Raw genomic sequence first — 19,444 nt, forward strand, 5'->3', positions numbered from 1 at the left:
TTTACTTTCCATCTTTTGATTTTACGAAATCGGGGTATAATTTTTTCATACAATCAGGGCAAATACTGTGGCTGAACTCAGCTTTCGAATGGCTGCTGATGTATGCTTCGATTTGCCGCCAATACCCTTTATCATCTCTGATCTTTTTGCATGACGCGCAAATCGGCAGAAGCCCGCTCAGCTCCTTTACCCTGGATAAGGATTGTTTGAGCTCGCGAATCAATCTTTCACGTTCTTTTTCAGCTTTTTTTCTCTCGGTAATATCTCTCACCACTGCAAGAATATAAGGTTCTCCACCTTGGCTGATGATATTTGAGTTTATTTCAACTGGAAATTCTTCACCAGACTTTTTGATATGAACCGCTTCAAACACCAAGTGCCCGACTTCCAATAACTTTTTTCGATGGCTCGCCCTTCTATGGGATAAAGAATCTGATTTTCTGGTTATATCGGGAGCCGACAGGGTTAAGAATTCAGCATGGGTATAACCGTATCGTTTACAGGCAATATCATTGACTTCAACAAAAGGAGCAAACCCTTCCATTTTTAATGGATGCACAAAAATGGCATCCTCAACGGAACTAAAAAACATCCTTGAACGTTCTGATTCAGCCAGCGCCCGCGCCTCCGCTTTTTTACGATCCGTAATGTCCATCAGATTGCCGATAATCTTTACAATTTGACCATCGACATATTTCGGTATAGCCGCGGTTCGAACCCAAATCCGTTCACCCGTTGCTTTGGTAAATTGGGATTCTAAATCGTAAGGGGTGCCGTCCTGTATACATCTGTTAAATGCGGCACGAATGATCTTTCGGTTTTTTGGGGGATAACAGTTCATACTGAATTCTATATGCTTGTCCGACCCATATTCGAATTGTTGCGGTTCAAAGCCGTGCAATCGATACAACTCATCGGTCCAGTACATCTTGTGCAATCTGGCATCATATTCCCAACCGCCAATTTTTGTCAGCTGCTGTGCCGAATTTAAAATCGCCTCATTTCGTTCCAGGCGTTTTTCAGTCCGCTTGCGCTCGCTGATATCCGTAATAATAAGAACCGCTTTTGAGAATGCCCCCATAGGGTTGAGGATGGGATCCACAACAACTTCTAACCACCTGTTATCGAAATAAATTTCTGTGGATTCACGTTTCAGGCTCTCTTTTACATGGGAAACGGGGCAGTCGGGGATGGGCTCATCGGTGCCATGCACAATTTCCCAGCAATGTTTACCGAGGATCTGGTTTTCATCGCATTTAAACATCTTTGTAGTGATTGTATTGGTATATTGGACAATAAACGTTTTATCAATAATCCAAACGGCAGCATTGAGCGCATCGACGGTGTCATGCCAGGCTTGCACTTGCTCATTCAGTTTTTTCTTATCCTCAAGATGTTGACGAACCGTACCTTCCAGGCTTTCGACTTTTTTTCTAAGTTCTTCATATGGTGGGGTATCGTTCATGAAATGCAATATATGGTATGATCCATCGAATAAAAAATCAGATACCATTCAGTTGCTGTTTATTCTTATCAGCCAACAAAGAATGGCTTCGTTTCGCCAGAAAGAATGGGGGCGTTGCTAAAATGTAAATGCGTCTGCTGCGGGTAACAAGAGAGCGGATTGATAATCAGTGAACGATGAGAGATGTGACATGTCATATGTTATTTTCAATTTTGAATAAGCCACCGCACAATAAATATACGCAACTATTTTAGTTGGTTTGATCATTTATAAAAATAGCATACCAATATTTCAGAATTAGTCAAACGATTGATGGAAATCAAACCGCGATCATCTTCATGGAAACGGATGGTGTCAACACTTCCAATGGTTAAAATGTCTGATAGTATACCGATAATATTTAAAATCAGATATTTTTACACTTGACTTAAGGGCATCGCATTTTATAAATTTTATAACGAAATATATCTCGAATTAAGAACAACGCTCCTCTGGTCGGATGATTTTTTTCCATTTTATTTTGTATTTTCGCTGCAGCTATTGATGCAACATGGAATCCTTCCTTGCATCGACAGATTTCTTTTAATGGCTGCAGGACTGCCAATTGGAAAACGAAAGGGAGTCGACGATGAGTGAAAGTGTCTACAAAGTTATAGAATTGGTCGGAGCCAGCGGGACATCCTGGGCGGATGCGGCAAAAAACGCTGTTGAAACAGCAGGCAAATCCCTGAGAAATTTGCGCATTGCCGATATTTCCAGGATGGATATGCGTGTGGAAAATGGCAAGATAACCCTATACCGCGCACGGGTAAGCCAATCCTTCAAGGTCGATTCGCAAGAACTCGCAGCCAGTGTAAACAAATTAATGGGCAGTTATCCTTAATCGACATACAGATGCTCAGTCATCATTTTTATGTCGGCCGTAAAGATCCTCCATCCGGATGATGTCATCCTCACCAATATATGAACCGGTCTGGACTTCGATGACTTCCAGGGGGATCTTGCCCGGATTTTCCAGACGATGCGACGTGCCTGCTGAAATAAAGATGGAGTAGTCTTCCCTTAACACAATCTGCTCTTCTTTTTTCGTTACCAAAGCGACGCCGCGAACCACAACCCAGTGTTCGGAACGGTTGAAATGCTTTTGTAAGGACAGGGCACCGCCAGGCTTGACCGTTAACCGATTGACCTGAAAACGACTGCCGGTGACGAGTTGGTCCACCGTTCCCCATGGCCGGTATACCCGCTTGTGTGTCTGGGTTTCCAGACGGTTATGTGCCTTGAGTCGGTCCACGAGTCTTTTGACATCCTGAACCCGGTCACGGGGGGAGATCATTACCGCATCCGATGTCTCCACCACAATGTGATCCTTGATGCCCACCGCGGCGATCAACCGGCTTTCGGCATGCAGGTAGGATTCGCTCACATCTTGCAAGACCACATCGCCCTTGACCACATTATCGGCTGTGTCTTTCTCTCCCACCTGCCAAAGGGCTTCCCAGGACCCAAGGTCATTCCAGCCGGCGTCCATGGGGACCATGGCACCGGCGTCGGTTTTCTCCATGACGGCATAATCAATGGAGTCGCTGGGACTGGCGGCAAACGCAGCTCTATCCAGCCGAAAGAAATCCAAGTCTGTCTTTCCTTTTTCTACGGCCTGCCGACAGGCACTTAAGATATCAGGAGCAAATTTCTCCAGTTCCTCGATGGCTTTGGAAGCCGAGAACATAAACATGCCGCTGTTCCAGCAATACTTTTTGGAGGCCACGTAACGCTTGGCTGTTTCAAGGTCCGGTTTTTCCACAAAGGCATCAATGGCCATCGCCCTTTCAACCGAGTCAATAGGGTCTATAGGTCTGCCCATCTTAATGTAACCATATCCGGTTTCGGGCTTATCGGGAATGATACCAAAAGTAATCAGACGGCCGGATCGGGCATATGCATAGCCGGTGGTCAAGGTCTGCAAAAATTTATCGGTATATTGAATGTGGTGGTCGGCGGGCAGTATCAACAGCACAGGATCGGTGTCGGTTTTTATGGACCACAATGCGGCGACCGCCATGGCCGGGGCCGTGTTTCGGCCAACCGGCTCAAGAATGACGGCACCCGGTTTGACACCGATCAGTCGAAGCTGCTCAGCCACCATGAATCGGTATTCGTCGTTGCAGATGACCACGGGATTGATCGTATCGGCCAGCCGTTCAATGCGCATGACCGTATTCTGCAGCATGGTATGCTCATCCACCAGATTGATCAGTTGTTTTGGATAAAGGGCACGGGAGAGCGGCCAGAGACGGGTACCGCTGCCCCCGGCAAGAATGATGGGTAGTATCATGGAGTAACCTTTTGGTTTAGTTGGTGCCCATCCAGAAATGGCTAATTTGCCCGATATCGGCGTTGCGCGAAAAATTTTATCCTCGGAATATCAACCATATACCTGTGGTAAAATTTGTCGTGCGCCTTGATCTCGACCAAATTTTCCTGTTTCTGGACAGACACCAGTTAGTTTTGTACGTTTATTGGTTGAGTTGGTTTGTTTGTTTGTTGGTTTAGTTGGTTTGTTGGTTTAGTTGGTTTTGAACGAACGCTCACAATTCATTCTCCATTCTCCATTCTCCATTCTCCATTCTCAATTATCCATTATTTCTTGTCTAACAATTCTTTACGTAAAAGGTCCAACGCCGCCACGGCAAATATTTTCTTGTTCATCAGTCGTTTTCCGAACCTGAAGGTCAACCGGCGGCCAAAAGCGCGATCCGGCGTGGCGACCCCGATGCACACCGTGCCGACCGGCTTGTCCGGGGTTCCTCCGTCCGGTCCGGCGATACCGCTGGTGGAGAGCCCATAGGTGGCGCCGGCCACCTGCCGGGCGCCTTCGGCCATCTCCCTTGCAGTTTCCTCGTGAACCGCACCATATTTCTCCAGGGTTGCCTGGCGCACGCCCAGAACCTTCATCTTGGCCTCGTTGGAGTAGGTCACCCCGGAAAAGAGAAAATAGTTTGAACTGCCGGCCACATTGGTCAGCCAGTTGGCCACAAGTCCGCCGGTACAGCTTTCGGCCAGCGCAAGGGTCGCGGATTGGGCGGTCAACAGGTGCCCCACCACCGCTTCCATGCTTTCACCGGCTTCCGAGACCACCGCCGACCCCAACCGCTCGATTGCCCACCGGCCGGCATCGTCGAGACGCTTATCCAAGCGGGCAGCATCCTCGTCCCGGCTGTAAAATTTTACCTGAATCAAGGGAAAATTGGCCCGCAGTCCCAACTTGATGCCCGGAAACGCCGCTTCCACACCGGCCATTTTCTCACCGGCCAGGGATTCAGGCAGACCAAAGGTGGTAATGGTCCTCACCCGGCTATGGATATGTTCGTCTCCCTTTAAAGCGCGCATGTCCGGGATCACCTGATCAGCCAGCATCCGCTTCATTTCATAGGGGACGCCCGGTAAGAAAAAGAACCGGCAGCGTTTGATCGTCAGGGCAAAACCAGGTGCCGTGCCCACCGGATTGTACAACACCTTGCAACCGGTTGGCAAAAACGCCTGTTTGCGGTTGGATTCACCCATGGGACGATTGACTTTTTTAAAAAAACTGGCAACGTTTTCCATCGCGCGCGAGTCAAACGCCAGCTCTACGCCAATCGCTTTTGCGGCAGCTTCGGCCGAAAGATCGTCGGTCGTGGGCCCCAGACCGCCGGTCACCACGGCCACGTCCGCCCGATCGCCGATCTCGCGCAAGGTTTTCACCAGAATGGGCATAACATCGCCCACGCTGGTATGTCGCACCACTTCAATCCCATGCTGTTCCAGCAGCTCTGAGATGTATGCCGAGTTGCTGTCCACCAATGCACCGGAACGAATTTCGTCCCCGGTCGCCAGAATTTCCGCTTTCATCACTATCTTTCCAAAGTTGAGCGTTATGTTTTGTGTCCGGATCCAACATTAAAAAATCAAATGATCGTAATTTTCGTCTGCCTGAGTTCCAATTCCCGACATTAACGGCAGCCTGATGTCCCTGTCAACGAAACAATGTCCGGCAATCCGGCGGATTTTGCATTTTCCCCACAGCTAGGCTATAAATGCCACAGCAACGCTGGCTATCGTTAAGCGGCAACAACAATCGATGGCATGGACGCTGCTATCAATGGTACCCTCCCATGGCCTGATGGAAAGGGCGTATGCATCTTTTTTCCATACTTCACGTTTTCGGAACCCTTTTTTTGGTTACGGGCATCTCCATGGTGCTTCCCCTGGCCTGTTCATTGATCTATGGCGACGGTGATTGTTTTGCGCTGTCGGTTGCGGCCCTGTCGACCACGATTTTGGGGATACCACTGTGGTGGGTGTTCAGAAAGCATCATAGCCTGGGAATAAAGGACGGTATTTTCATTGCCGCCTTCGGCTGGATTGTGGTTTCCGCCCTCAGCGCCCTGCCCTTCATGATTCACGGGGTGATCCCTTCGTTCACCGATGCCTTTTTTGAAATGATGTCCGGATACACCACCAGCGGGGCCACGATTTTGACCGATATCGAGGTGGTCCCCCACGGGCTGTTGTTCTGGCGCAGCCAGACGCATCTGCTGGGCGGCATGGGATTTCTGACCCTGACCGTCATTTTCCTGCCTCACGGCATGGGCGGATTGCGCATCTTCCGGGCGGAGTCGTCCCCGGGGCAGGTGATTACCAAAGAGAAATTCCATGCCCGCAACCGCGATACCATGATCAGCCTGTGGATCATCTACATGGTGCTCAATCTGGCCGAGACCCTGCTCCTTTGCGCCGGCGGTATGTCCCTTTTCGATGCGCTGTGTCACGCTTTCGGCACCGTTTCCACTTCCGGTTACTCGCCGTGGAACGCGAGCATCGGGCATTACGACAATGCCTATTTCGACTGGGTCATCATCCTGTTCATGTTTCTGGGTGGCGTAACGTTCGTTCTCTTTTACCAGATGGTACGCGGCAACTGGCGATCGGTATGGATTAACACCGAGTTTCGCTGGTATGTCGGCTTCATGCTCTTTTTCTGCGGCATGGTCTCATGGCTGCTGTGGAAGGAAAACACCTATGGTCTCATGGATGCCATCCGCTACGGCACATTCCAGGTGACCAGCCTGCTCACCACCACCGGCTTCACCACCGCCGATTATGAACAATGGCCCCAGGCGGCACAGATGTTTCTGTATGCCGTATGCTTTATCGGGGCTTGCGCCGGATCGACCACCAGCGGTATCAAGATCGTTCACTATGTGGTGCTGTGCAAATTTATGTCGGCCTCCATCAAAAAGCTTTTTTTCCAACCCATGGCGGTGGTCTCCGTGCGTCTCAACCAACGCCCGGTGGATGACTCCATCATTCATCTCTCGGTCTGCTATTTCATCGTCAATATTTTCATGATTTTGGCGGGCGGCTGTGTGATGGTTCTCACCGATGACATGGACTACCTGACCGCCATGAGTTCGGTCATCGCGACGCTCATGAACATCGGCCCGGGTTTCGGCGGGGTGGGGCCTGTGGAAAATTATGCGTTTATCTCCGATACCGGCAAATGGTTCCTGTCCTATAACATGCTGGTGGGACGGCTGGAAATGTTCTCGGCATTAGTGATTTTTTATCCCTCTTTCTGGAAACGGTAGCACTACCCCAAAAAAAGCTTGTGCACATCCTTAAGATGCAGCGATTTGCAGAACACGATCACCCGTTCGTCAGGCAGAATACGGGTGTCTCCCACGGCGATTTTCCACTGGCCGTCCCGATAGACACCACCGATGAGAATCTTTCCGTGAAAGAACGGATCGATGCGGGATAAGGGAATGCGGGTGATGGGAGAATTTGGCGCGGCCAGGATCTCCACCACTTCCGCGTCAAACCCGTGCAGGTGGGCCACGGAGAGCAACTCACCTCTGCGGATAAACTTGAGGATTTCATTGGCCGCCAGGACCTTTTTGTTCAAGGCGATGTCGGAGCCACTGGTGGCGGCCAACACCAGATACTCCTCCTTGTTGACCAGTGAGATGGTTTTTCGCTCCCCATGGCGTGTATCGTTGTTCTGGGTGGTCATCAGATGTTTGGCCAGCATGCAGCTCATGATGTTGGTTTCGTTCTCCCCGGTGGCGGTGATGAACGTATCCATATCGCACAAGCCGGCCAGATCGAGGGCATCGGCGTCCGATCCATCGCCTTGCAGGACTTCGACATGACTCAGTCGATGGCACAACTCGGCAGCCCGGGATGCGTCCTTTTCAATAATCTTCACCTTGACGTCCCTGCCCATCAATTCAGCCACGCGTGACCCCACCAGCCCGCCACCGAGGATCATCACCCGATGCCGCCGCTGCTGTTTGACCCCGATGAGCGCCATCAACCGGGTCAGATTGCTCCGCGTTGCCATGATCAGCACGTGGTCCTGGGGAAGGATCGTGCTGTCTCCACCCGGCAGAATCGTAGTGATGCCCCTGGCAATGGCCACCACGCGGAATGGAAATTCATTGTAGGTGCGGGAAAGCGTTTTTAAATTCTGGTTAGCCAGCGGTGAATCGCTGGTAATTCGGGTGGCCATGACATGGGTATGGCCATCGGCGATATCGATGATCTCGATGCCGGCCGTACGCTTGACCAGCCGGACGATTTCCTGGGCTGCCAGTTCTTCCGGATGAATGATCAGATCGATTTTCAGGTCGGCGGTGCTGAGCACAGAATCATTACTGAAAAAATCAGTCGAGCGTACCCGTGCGATTTTCAAGGGAATACCAAAGCGATCAGCGACCATGGCTGCCAGCATATTGACAGCGTCGTTATTGGTGACGGCGATCAGCACGTCAATGGATGGTGCATTGGCGTCCCGCCAGCAATCAATGCTCATGGCTGATCCGTGAATCAGGCGTGCGTCCAGTTGACTGTCGATATGATGGATCAATTCACCGTCGGGCTCAATGGCGGTGACGGCATAGCCTTCATGAACCAGTCGTTTGGCCAGATAAGTCCCCACGCCGCCGAGACCCAGTATCAATATATTTTCCGTGTGTGGCCGCTTTTTGCTTAACATATACGCACTCTCAACCACGAGGCTTCATGTCACGTTGATCATGATTGGGTAATAATGGAAGGCACCGTGGTTGTCAATGCACCGGCACAACCGTTGTCTGGCACCATCATTTTATTATACCAGGTCGAGGAGATGTTTGCATACCCGTCATGGCTGTGATAACAAAAGGACCATCCTGACGCATCGGTTACTCGCCGGAGCGTTTCGAACCAGCCAGGCGCTTCCGACCACCATACCGGGAAGGTCAGAGCCGATCAATCTCCTATTTTAAAAGTGGCAAATCCTACAAGGAGGCACGAGATGGACATCAACGAACCGGTCATCAGTGAAGCGGACATTCTCAAGCTGTCGGATCCAGCCTTCAACACGGAAAACGTTTGTATCGTTACCGGCTGCGGCACCGGCATCGGCCGTGCCACGTCGGTGGCCGCAGCGGCCAACCAACTCACGACCGTCGGACTGGATGTCAATGCCGAAGAGGGACAGAAAACCCAGGAAATGGCCCGTGAAATGGGAGGGCGAATGGTTTTCATAAAAACGGATCTGGGTCAGGATGACGAGGTTGAGAAGGCCGTCGCCGAAGCCGCCCAGTTGGGCGCAATCCGCTATCTGGCCAACATTGCCGGGCTTCAGCATATCGACGCCATTGAAAACTTCCCCATGGAAAAATACGATCTGATGCAGCGCATCATGCTGCGGGCCCCATTTTTGCTGTCCAAACTGACCATCCCGCATTTCAGAAAAAACAAGGACGGGATTGGCGTGATTGGCCATATGGCGTCTGTCCACGGCCACATCTGCACCCTTAACAAACCGGTCTACAATATTACCAAGTTCGGCTTGAAAGCCCTTAGCCAATCCATTTCGGCAGAAGGCGAAGGCAAAATCAGATCCTTTACGGTCAGCACGGGTTACGTGAAAACTCCGTTGGCCCTCAATCAGATTCCCGCCCAGGCTAAGCAACGCGGCATTTCCCAGGAGGCCGTGGTGCGTGAGGTGATGATGGGGCACTCGCGCGTAAAGGAGATGATGTCACCCATTGATGTGGGCAACCTGTTCCTTTTCGGCTTTTCCCGTTTTTCCAATTATCTGGTAGGCGGTGACATGCTTTATGACGGTGGCATGGTGTTGACGTATTGATAAAAGCAGGAGGTAGCAGATGGAAAAAACCCTGATCGCCAATATGAGGCAGATGACCTACGGCATTTATGTACTCACCACCCGCAACGGGTCCGACATCAACGGCATGATCGCCTCCTGGGTCAGTCAGGTCTCTTTTGACCCGCCACTGATCATGGTGGCCGTCCACCCCAACCGCTATTCCCATACCTTGATCACCCAAAGCCGGACGTTCGCCCTGCACAGCCTGGACAGCACACAAAAGGATCTGTTGGCCCGTTTCAAAGGCCCCGACCCTGCGGCCAAATTCTCCTCTATCGCGTGGCACGACGGCGTCACCGGCTGTCCGGTTCTTTCGGACTGCATCGGCTGCCTGGAATGCCGGGTGACCCAGACACTGGCCCCGGGCAATCACACCCTTTTTATCGGTGAAGTCGTAAACGCTGAATTCAATGGAGAAAAATCTCCCCTGAGCACCTTGGATTATGAGGGGTGCTATCTGGGCAAAAGCTGAAAAATCCTTTCCCATCAACCTTTTTTTCATATTCGATCAGATGCCGTGAGGCAAACTGAGCCCGTCATATTTCTATCCGCTTTTAACAGTGGGTTTTGACATTTCGGTCCTTTTTAAGATAATGTTTAAAACGGCGATAATAGAGGAACAGGCAATGGTTTGCTGAATGCGTATGATTGAGCTTTTTTGTTGTGTTTGTTGAATATTGGCACACATGGATTATCGGGTTAATCAGCGATAACGGTAAAATACTTTATCGCGTGAATAAACGTTTTGTCATGGACTTATTACAGATTCGTTCTTCAGGTAAAGGTACCGGCAAAGGATTCGCATCGGTCATGGCCATCCTCATCATCCTTTGCTTTCTTCTTCCATCCCTGTCGGCGGCCTCGACGCGCTCCGGTCACGCTTCGTTCCAACGCTCGATTGTCGATTACCGCCCCCGCTTGAATCCCGGATACAAAAAAATCAAACGGTCCAAAACCAAATACATTATTGTCCACACATCGGAACTGGGACGTGAGGCAACGCTTAGAGTCGTATCCAAAGGCAAATGGGTTCGGGGCGGCCGACGCTGCACCCATGGCGGCCATACCCATTATGTCATCGCCCGCAACGGGAGAACTTATCGCATCATGGACAAGCAGTTTATTGCCGATCATGCGGGGCTCAGCATGTGGGATGGAGAAACCAAAATCAGCCGGGTCTCCATCGGCATTGAACTGGTCGGCTATCATTACACACCGATTACCAATGCTCAGTATCGATCGGTCGGCAAATTGATTGATATTTTACAAGGCGTCTATCACCTGGATGACCGTGCCGTGCTGACGCACAGCCAAATTGCCTATGGCCGACCCAACCGCTGGTTCAAGAAAAACCACCGGGGCCGCAAACGCTGCGCGAAGAATTTCATTCGCAGCAAAGCCGGGTTGGGGCCGACCTGGCCCTATGATCCGGATGTGCGCGCCGGCAGACTCACGGCCGATGCTGATCTGGCAAAGGTGTTCTATGGCCGGTTTGCACAGTATGCTCAGCTTGATGAGGCCAACATCATTTCCAAGACCAACTCCGCCTGGGCCATTGCCGGGGAGGATTTTGACAGTTCAACAACCGTATATAAATTTCCCGACGGCAGCGTTCGCACCGGTCAACAGATTGCGGCCGCCAAGGATTGGAACCGGATCCCCGCAAAAACGGTCATTCTGCTCAACCAGGGTGATCATGTCGAGGAATTGGAGGAAGACGGACCGGTAAAAACCATCTCAGATGGCATCACGGCATGGTCGCTGGCCGGAACGATGTACAACCATGAAACCACAATTTATCTGCTGCCCTCCGGTCATATCCGCAAAGGATCGATGATCGATGACTGGGATGATCTGCCGGCCAAGACCAAGCTCATCATCGGCTATGAAGGGCCTTACAAGCTGAGTAAAAGACAATCGGCCTATAATATTGCTGGGAATAAATACAAGGACCCGAAAACCATTTACTACCTGCCCTCCAATCAACTGCTCAGCGGCAATGAAGTGAAGGATTTCAAGCGGCTTCAGGCCGGGACACTGGTTTTTCTGCCTGCGGCTATGTAGAATCAACAATTCATCAATACCTTAGATTGTTATCAATCAAAAATTAGGTACGATCGGTTTTGGCCCCTACGCCGATGCACTGATCGCTGATGTAAAAATTCTATCCATCGATCACCTTCAACCAACTGATGAGGCCTATCCGAGTCATGGCGTCCTGGCACTGATTTTCAAAGCCAATCACCGCCGGGGAATCGTTGCCGCTTTTATCGATTTTGTTTTCACGCCCAATGGCATGGCTGCCATAAGGTCCGGCCATGGCATCCCCTATTGAAAACAACGCCGTGAATAACAATTATAGGGCCCGGGACACAGGAATGCTGAAGCCATTAAAATGGAAGCTGCTGACAGCCTTCATCCCCTTGAGCGTGCTGTCTCTGTTCTTTGCCGGGGCTGTCCTGTGGCTGGTTCTTCAAAACACGTTCCGGCAACAGAAGGCCTATCTGACCCGCTGGGTTCATACGGAACTTACCCAGCAGGCCCACAGCGGCCATCTGTTTATGGAACAGTTTTTTACCAACCTCCTTGACAACCTCAACCGGGCCACGGCGCATCTGGCCAGCAGAGCGGATCTGCAGACATTTCTGGAAAAAAACCAACCCGAGCCCTTGAACCTGATTCTAAGCCGTTTCACCCAGGTCAACCATCTGGATTTCGCGATTCTCTTCGACCGTGATGGATTTATCCTGGCCAAATCTTCCCCAAACATCAACGATCTCGGCTTTCAGCAACAATTCAAAAAGAGTCGACTCGGAAAATACGTTCATCAGCGGCTGCTGCTCCCCCACTCGAAAACCAGCATTGTTTTCAATGGTTTCACCAGCCTGGCAGATCTATGCCAAGACATGCAACAGGCGTTTATCGAGCCGCCGGACCCGCGCAGTTACGGTCCGGTCACGCTTTACCCCATCGCAGATGATTTCGGCGATATTCTGGGGTGGGTGATCAACGGACGTTTTCTACAGCATACCGTCTCGGAAATCGAGAAAGCAATCGCACCCCAAGAAGGCGCATTTATCAGTTTCATGAATGGCGATCCCCTGGTGGCCGTCGGCTTTCCGGACGCCTCCATGCCCTTGCCAACGGCACAACAGGAGGAAGTTATTCAGCAAGGGCACGCCGTCATCAGGTATCAGGCCGGTGGAATCACTTACATGTTGGGCTGTGCGCGCTTTAACGAATTCGAGGGGGACGTGAAAAGCATTTATGGTCTTGGGTTTCCCATCGAACCGGCCCTGGCCCGATCCGGCAAGATGGTATCCCTGGTAAAAAAAAGCCAAATGACCATGACCATGTCAATGGTCGCTATTGCCGCGCTCACGGTCGTCGGGTTAATCGTCGTATCCTTAGTGCTTGCACGGCGTATCACCGCACCCATCGAAAAAATGACGAATAGTCTAGCGTGCCTTGCCCAGGACGATATCGAGGCACCCCTTCCTTCCCGAATCGATACCGCCGAACTGCAGAAGCTGGCCGATTCAATGGCCGCGTTTCGTGAGAGTATCACCAAACGCCTGGAAGTTGAAAAACGGTTCAGAGGCACCATTGAAGTGCTGGAAATTGCCAAACTGAAAGCAGAGTCATCGGAGCGGCTGAAATCCGAATTTCTTTCGACCATGAGTCATGAACTGAGAACACCGCTGAATGCCATCACCGTTTTTTCCAAGCTGATTGCCGAAGTACTGCGTGATGATCCCAAAAAATCCGAATGGGTCCAATTGATCATCGACAACAGCGACCACCTGATGCGCCTGGTAGAAGACATGCTCGATGTGGCCGCGTCTTCGGATGGGCGGTTGCGCCTGAACGAAGCCCCGCAGAACATCAGGACCGTCATCCGTTTGGCATGCGTTCAGGCAATGCCCGATGCCAAAAAGAAACAGATCGCGATAACGGATACCTGCGATCCTGACCTTCCAATGGTTTACGCAGATGGTGAACGACTGCGCAAAGTCTTTTTTCTCATTATTGAAAATAGCGTCAAATTCTGCAGACCGGAAGGGCGGGTGGAGATCAATGCCTTTGTCGGCGATGACGGTGGCGTCAGCGTCAGCATCGCCGATACCGGTATCGGCATGGATCCGGTGACGCTGGCATCCGCCTTTTCGGCCTTCAAACAGGCCGACGGAAGCAATACCCGGGAATATGGTGGACTGGGCATCGGACTCACCCTGTGCAAGGCCCTTATCGAACAGCATGGTGGAACCATCGGGATTGACAGCGACGCCGGTGTGGGAACGACTGTCACGATCCATCTGCCGGCGGAAAGGAGTATTGAAAAGTAACGCAAGTCATCTCCTGAGAGCCTGTTTGATAAATCCGTCTAAGGCCCGCTAACGGCATTGGGAACGGTCTCAAAATGCTCACATATTACATTTCCTTCCCCTATAGCCGAACTTCCACCTTCCCCTTCAAGTATTCCTTAACCGCTGAGATGGGCACCTCGCGACGATGAAAAATACCGGCGGCCAGGGCCGATTCAGCATCGGTCTTCTCGAAGACCTCGGCGAAATGGGCTTCGCACCCGGCCCCGCTGGAGGCAATCACCGGGATGGTCACGGCCTGTTTGACGGCGTTGATCAGTTCGATATCAAAGCCCATGTTGGTGCCGTCGCGATCAATGCAGTTGAGCAGAATCTCTCCGGCCCCCAGGCTTTCGCACACCCGGGCCAGGGTCACGGCGTCCACGTCGCGCCCTTCCCGGCCCCCTTTGACCGTACACTGAAACCAGCAGTAACGCTCGCCATCCGGTCCGGGGATAGTGGTTTCCACGACTGGATGATCGGTATCCTCCGGTGCGTTCACATATACGCGCCGGGGATCGATGGAGATCACCACGGCCTGATTGCCGTATACGTATGAGATCTGTTCGATGGCGCTTTTGCCGGTTTTGCGGCCGGTTTTCAGGTAATCCTCGACAATATAAACGGCATCACTGCCGATGGAGACCTTGTCCGCTCCGGACCGGAAATACTCTGCAGCGACCTCCAGCGAGGAGTAGCTGCGACCGTTTTTATCGGTGAAATCCCGGATACCCCCACCGATGGTCAAGGGCACGAACACGTTTTTACTGGTTCCTTTGAGTACCTGGATCATGGGCATGTCTTCCAGGGGAAAATCTCTGAAACCGGTAATATTGAGAAATGTCACCTCATCGGCGCCTTCCTCGAAATAACGGCCGGCCAGTTCCACAGGCTTTCCCAGATTGCGCACATTGCCCGCCTCCCGCACGTCGTACTGATCACCCTTGGTGACCACCAGATCGCCCTGATCGTTGGTACGTACATCCAGGCAGGCAATGATGCGTTTGGCCAGATGGGTTTGTGCAGGGCTTTTTTCCGGAACGGAAAGGGGGCGATCCTGGCGAATAAAATTCTCCAGCAGCGTCAGCCCGGCGTTGCCGCTTTTTTCCGGGTGGAACTGCGTTCCCTGGACATTATTGCGTTGGACGGCACTGACAAACGAGTACCCGTAATCAGTGGTGGTCAGCACCACCGCCGGATCATCGGCGACCACGTGGTAGGAATGCACAAAATAGAATTTTTCATCACCCTTGAGCCCGTGAAACAGATCCGTGGGCTGTTTGACGCTGATACCGTTCCACCCGATATGCGGTACGGCCAGGTCAACCTTGAACCGCTCTACCCGGCCGGGGAAAATGCCCAGTCCTTTTTCATCGGGTGCCTCTTCGCTGCCCTCAAACAGCGCCTGCATCCCCAGGCAAATGCCGAAAAACGGTCGACCGGATTTCAGAAAAGCCAACAGCGGCTCCACAAACTGCTTTTGCCGCAGGATGCTCATCATACTGCCGAAGCTTCCCACGCCCGGGAACAGCAGTTTCTCGGCATTGGCAATATCCTGACCCGAGGCAGCCACACTCACGGTTTCGCCTAGTTTCTCGATGGCATTGATCACGCTGCGAACGTTTCCAGCTCCATAATCCAACAAGGTAATCATGGTTCACTTGATCCTTTTACAATTGGCGTTTACAAAAGCTGAACTCATACACCATCCTTAGGGCTGCCTCAACCGCTTTTTCCGGGACGCGCCAGCGCAGGGCCGACCGAATGAATGATCCTTATGGCTGCGGCGGTTCCATGCGGTAGCTGTGGGTAACCTTGGCATTCAACGAAGCCATGGCCCCGCAATATTTTTTCTCTGACAGGTCAATGGCCTGCTCAATGCCTTTGGGATTGAGATCCGTTCCGTAAATCACATACTCGATATGGATGTCCGTGTATGGTTTGGGAAATTCCTCGCCCCGCTCGCCAGAAATATTAATCTCAAACCCGGTAACGTGCATGCGTTTTTTCTGTAAGATGGTCAGCACGTCCACGGCGGTACACCCGGCCGTGCCCATCAGTACGAGCTGCATGGGACCGGCGCCGCTGCCCCCTTCCGGCGTATCCATCACCACTGCCGGCCCGTCTCCGGCCCGGCCCACAAACTGCATTCCGTCTGTCCACTTGACTTGTGCGTTAACGGTCATTCAATCGTTCCTTTCGCTTATCGGTATGGGGATAGCTTTTTAGGCTGAAGGTATTTAGACTGAAGGGCTGTAGGAGTTCTATCCATTATGTGCTGCGCCCTGAACCTGAGATGCTTTCAGTCTGTGTGTTTGTCCGAAAAATGGTAGTTTTCGCCCGAGTTCAAGGCGGGCGGCGGATTTGAACCGGAGGAATATACGAAATATTTTGAGGATTCAATTCCGCCGGCCAACGCCGAAATCGGGTGAAAGATGCTATTTTTCGGGCAAACACCATTATAGCAAGCGACTGGATACACAGGCCTTGCACGTCCCCGACCGCTGGTTGGCCGCATCGGCAAGGGCCAGCACGCCGACGATACGGCCGTGATCCGAATCATGGACAAATATCCGGCCCATGTCCTCCACCAGCATCCGGGCCATGGCATCGGTCAGGGTCGTTTTGCGATGGCAAGAACGCACGGGCACGCTCATGATAGCATCCGCCAGGGTCTGTGCATCATTTTCCCGGTACCAGGCCAGCACCAGATCCGTCTTGGAAATCACACCGGCGGGCTTATCACCCGCATCGTTGACCAGCACGGCACTCTTGCGTTGGGCCGAAAGCATTTCCATGACCAGGGTCAGGGTATCGTTGACACGACAGCCCATCACATCCGGGGTCATCACCTCTTCCACCAATGTGTCTGATGGGAAAACGGCGTCTTCGCCGTCAGACATCCGGCGGGCATGACTCTTCCGGCAGCGGTGGCAGTAACGGTAGACCAGCCCCAGGATGTCACCAAAAGTCAGCAAGCCCTCGAATCGACCGGCATCCGCCCCTTTGACGAACAACTGATGCACACCATGAAGATTCATGGTTTCCAGGGCATCCTCCAGGGGATCATCTGCAAAGCAACTGATCAGCGGTCCCATCATGATGTCTCCCAGGGCCGTATCCACGGGCAGGCCGGCATAAAAGGCACCGGTCATATCGGTTTTGGAGACAATTCCGGCCGGCTCGGCGCGGTCGTCGGTGATCAGCACCAGATCCGCCTTGTACTTGATCATGCGGGCAATACCGTACCGTGCGGTTTGTCCATGATCGACGGCCACAATCTGGCGGCGCATGGCTTCCTTGACGCGCATACCGGAAAGAACGCTTCTGGTTTTGGCGATTGGCATTTTACCCTCATCAAGCCAAATATTGGCGAAGCAGGTGATAAAAAAGATCCGAAATGTACACGATCCCCACCACATCTCCGTTATCTACCACCGGCAACCGGCGGATATGACGCTTGATCATCAAATCCACAATGACCATCAGGTGGGTATCGGGAGAGACGGTCACCACATCCGGAGTCATCAGGTCGCCCACGCGGATATTTTTCACCCGCCCCAGCAAATCGTCAAACATCCCGGCCTGGTCCAGATCCTCCAACTCTGCCCAGACCCCGGCATGGCGGGGTTGCACAAAAAGCAGAATATCGTACATGGACAGCATGCCCACCAGATGATCGTCATCATCGGTGACCATCATTCCGAATACGTTTTTGCCCTGCTCCCGGCTGGCCTCTCTGAAACGCTTGACGGCATGGGAAATGCTGTCATCGGTTTTCAGGGTCCAGAAACGCGCGGTCATGACATCGCGGGCTTTCATAGGCGCTCCTTTCGTGTGCACACCGGTTTTGGCAACATGGATCGTTAGATCCGATCCACCACTTAGCACTTGACGGTTCAGTAGAAAGTCGAAAATACCACTTTGGCGTCATTCCGGCGTAGGCCGGAATCCAGTTTTTTCAATATGTTCTGGATGCCGGATCAAGTCCGGCATGACGAGCCAGGCACTTTTTACGAGTTCATCAACACTTAACACTTGAAACTTAACACGTTTACAAAACAACCTTGTGGAGAGCTTTTCGTCTCTAACTTGAGCGTTCAGGAGAACCGCGTCGTGTGAATGAAGGTCGGTGTTGACAGGCAAGCAAGGCCACCAGCGCGCCCCTTGCTCATTTTAGCGTTTTTTGGCGGACCGGGGCACCTTACGCAGCAGGATATAGGTCGCACCGGTGCCCCCATCACAGGACCGGGCGCTGGTAAAAGCGATGACCCAGCGCTTCCATGGCGCCTGGGTCAGCCATTTAAACAGATTGCGTTTCAATACCGGACGCCCTGGTGAACAGCGCCCCCGACCATGGACGACCAGTACAGCCCGCTTGCCCGATTGGATCGCGCGCTGCATGAATCGGTTAAAACTGGCCTGAGCCGTTTCCACGTTCATTCCATGCAGGTCAACATGCCCCTGAATGGCAAAGTGACCACCGTGCAACCGCCTGAACAGTTCCGGCGGCATCCAGCTGCACGCCCCTTCCACGTATTCGGCGGTGTGGGCAAGAACAAACCCGCTGCCGGTCTCTACAAGGCATTTGAGTTGTTCCAGCGCTTCGGCATCGGGATCCTTCTCTTCGGCGCATTGATCGGGGATTTTTTTAGGGCCGGGCATTGGGCCGACGGTTCGTTTATAACTGGGCAGGGGACTGACATCGGCCATGGCCGCATCAAACAACGCCTGTTCCTCGTCCTTGGTCATCGGACGGGCGGAAGGTGTAGGCAAATGAACTTCGGGCAGACGAATCTGGTTCCTCTCCAGAAGTTTGTCCAGGGATGCAAAGGGGCGATTTTCCAAGGATGCAGGGCGGGATTTCATGGAACCTCCTGCGGTTGCAGCGAGTCAATAGACAGCCACTTATCCATCTGGTCATTATACTACATGGTCAGCAGCTATTTGAAAACCCTAGATGTTCGAAATCGCTAGCGGTAATACTGTCCAAAAACATCGCCCCGTGACCGACCACTTCGGTACCCAAAGTAATCGTCAAGGATCCGGGCGTGATCAAAGGCCAGCGGTTCGGGCAGGTTGTTTTCGGTAAATATCCCGGCCTTGGCCGCATCATCGGCAGCCACGGGCGTGCCACTGGCCGAGGCGATAAACACCGTGGTAACCGTATGGTGGCGGGGGTCTCGCGCCGGATCGGAATACACGTAAAAAAGCTCCTGGAGGGTTACCACCAGTCCGGTTTCTTCCCTGGCCTCCCGAACGGCACAGGCTTCCACCGATTCCCCCCAGTCCAGGAACCCACCGGGAATGGCCCATCCATGGGGTGGATTCTTGCGCTCGATCAGGACAATCCCGCCGCCAACCTCAATGATGATATCCACTGTGGGAAACGGATTGCGATAAGGGCCACTCATC

Annotated in this window: 17 protein-coding genes; 6 read left to right on the forward strand and 11 right to left on the reverse strand. The window is 52.3% G+C overall.

Going from position 1 to position 19,444, the window contains the following annotated elements; genetic code table 11:
- Position 1: 1 nt before the first annotated feature.
- Complete coding sequence (locus tag Dvar_RS27750; protein WP_419656388.1) at positions 2-1,465, reverse strand: PAS domain S-box protein; 1,464 nt, start codon at positions 1,463-1,465, stop codon at positions 2-4.
- A 628-nt stretch (positions 1,466-2,093) separates the two neighbouring features.
- Here Dvar_RS27750 and Dvar_RS27755 point away from each other — a divergent pair.
- Positions 2,094-2,348: a dodecin family protein gene (locus Dvar_RS27755; protein WP_419656389.1), complete on the forward strand. Its 255-nt coding sequence runs from the start codon at positions 2,094-2,096 to the stop codon at positions 2,346-2,348.
- Positions 2,349-2,363: 15 nt separating this feature from the next.
- On the opposite strand, the gene Dvar_RS27760 is transcribed toward Dvar_RS27755, so the two are convergent.
- Both Dvar_RS27760 and Dvar_RS27765 read right to left on the reverse strand, forming a co-directional pair.
- Positions 2,364-3,800 carry a mannose-1-phosphate guanylyltransferase/mannose-6-phosphate isomerase gene (locus Dvar_RS27760; protein ID WP_419656390.1) on the reverse strand — a complete coding sequence of 479 codons (1,437 nt, stop codon included), beginning with the start codon at positions 3,798-3,800 and terminating at the stop codon, positions 2,364-2,366.
- Between the two features lie 305 nt (positions 3,801-4,105).
- A complete protein-coding gene (locus Dvar_RS27765) occupies positions 4,106-5,356 on the reverse strand; it encodes a CinA family nicotinamide mononucleotide deamidase-related protein (RefSeq protein ID WP_419656391.1) in 1,251 nt (416 codons plus the stop codon).
- Positions 5,357-5,640: 284 nt separating this feature from the next.
- Here Dvar_RS27765 and Dvar_RS27770 point away from each other — a divergent pair, with 284 nt between their 5' ends.
- A complete protein-coding gene (locus Dvar_RS27770; RefSeq protein WP_419656392.1) occupies positions 5,641-7,095 on the forward strand; it encodes a TrkH family potassium uptake protein in 1,455 nt (484 codons plus the stop codon).
- Between the two features lie 2 nt (positions 7,096-7,097).
- On the opposite strand, the gene trkA is transcribed toward Dvar_RS27770, so the two are convergent.
- On the reverse strand, positions 7,098-8,468 hold the full coding sequence (trkA, locus tag Dvar_RS27775; protein ID WP_419656393.1) for a Trk system potassium transporter TrkA: 1,371 nt from the start codon (positions 8,466-8,468) through the stop codon (positions 7,098-7,100).
- A 336-nt stretch (positions 8,469-8,804) separates the two neighbouring features.
- Here trkA and Dvar_RS27780 point away from each other — a divergent pair, with 336 nt between their 5' ends.
- The 3 genes from Dvar_RS27780 to Dvar_RS27790 all read left to right on the forward strand — a co-directional run bounded on the left by Dvar_RS27780 (position 8,805) and on the right by Dvar_RS27790 (position 11,729).
- Entirely contained in the window at positions 8,805-9,644 is an 840-nt protein-coding gene (locus Dvar_RS27780) for an SDR family NAD(P)-dependent oxidoreductase (RefSeq protein ID WP_419656394.1), read from the forward strand.
- A gap of 19 nt (positions 9,645-9,663) precedes the next feature.
- A complete protein-coding gene (locus Dvar_RS27785) occupies positions 9,664-10,137 on the forward strand; it encodes a flavin reductase family protein (protein WP_419656395.1) in 474 nt (157 codons plus the stop codon).
- A 278-nt stretch (positions 10,138-10,415) separates the two neighbouring features.
- Complete coding sequence (locus tag Dvar_RS27790; RefSeq protein WP_419656396.1) at positions 10,416-11,729, forward strand: N-acetylmuramoyl-L-alanine amidase; 1,314 nt, start codon at positions 10,416-10,418, stop codon at positions 11,727-11,729.
- Between the two features lie 100 nt (positions 11,730-11,829).
- Here the strand turns inward: Dvar_RS27790 and Dvar_RS27795 are convergent, their stop codons facing one another.
- Entirely contained in the window at positions 11,830-11,985 is a 156-nt protein-coding gene (locus Dvar_RS27795; RefSeq protein WP_419656397.1) for a hypothetical protein, read from the reverse strand.
- Positions 11,986-12,043: 58 nt separating this feature from the next.
- On the opposite strand from Dvar_RS27795, the gene Dvar_RS27800 reads away from it, so the two are divergent.
- On the forward strand, positions 12,044-14,011 hold the full coding sequence (locus tag Dvar_RS27800) for a HAMP domain-containing sensor histidine kinase (protein ID WP_419656398.1): 1,968 nt from the start codon (positions 12,044-12,046) through the stop codon (positions 14,009-14,011).
- Positions 14,012-14,111: 100 nt separating this feature from the next.
- Here the strand turns inward: Dvar_RS27800 and hisF are convergent, their stop codons facing one another.
- The 6 genes from hisF to Dvar_RS27830 form a co-directional block, all read right to left on the reverse strand.
- Positions 14,112-15,683 carry an imidazole glycerol phosphate synthase subunit HisF gene (hisF, locus tag Dvar_RS27805; protein WP_419656399.1) on the reverse strand — a complete coding sequence of 524 codons (1,572 nt, stop codon included), beginning with the start codon at positions 15,681-15,683 and terminating at the stop codon, positions 14,112-14,114.
- Between the two features lie 121 nt (positions 15,684-15,804).
- Positions 15,805-16,215, reverse strand: a complete 411-nt coding sequence (locus tag Dvar_RS27810; protein WP_419656400.1) for an OsmC family protein — start codon at positions 16,213-16,215, stop codon at positions 15,805-15,807.
- 273 nt (positions 16,216-16,488) lie between these two features.
- Entirely contained in the window at positions 16,489-17,376 is an 888-nt protein-coding gene (locus tag Dvar_RS27815; RefSeq protein WP_419656401.1) for a CBS domain-containing protein, read from the reverse strand.
- 10 nt (positions 17,377-17,386) lie between these two features.
- Positions 17,387-17,851: an HPP family protein gene (locus tag Dvar_RS27820; RefSeq protein ID WP_419656402.1), complete on the reverse strand. Its 465-nt coding sequence runs from the start codon at positions 17,849-17,851 to the stop codon at positions 17,387-17,389.
- Positions 17,852-18,205: 354 nt separating this feature from the next.
- A complete protein-coding gene (locus tag Dvar_RS27825) occupies positions 18,206-18,898 on the reverse strand; it encodes a Smr/MutS family protein (protein WP_419656404.1) in 693 nt (230 codons plus the stop codon).
- A 104-nt stretch (positions 18,899-19,002) separates the two neighbouring features.
- On the reverse strand, positions 19,003-19,443 hold the full coding sequence (locus tag Dvar_RS27830) for an NUDIX domain-containing protein (protein ID WP_419656405.1): 441 nt from the start codon (positions 19,441-19,443) through the stop codon (positions 19,003-19,005).
- Position 19,444: the final 1 nt, after the last annotated feature.

Origin of the sequence: Desulfosarcina variabilis str. Montpellier, from assembly GCF_048565275.1 — a bacterium.
GTDB classification, from domain to species: domain Bacteria; phylum Desulfobacterota; class Desulfobacteria; order Desulfobacterales; family Desulfosarcinaceae; genus Desulfosarcina; species Desulfosarcina variabilis.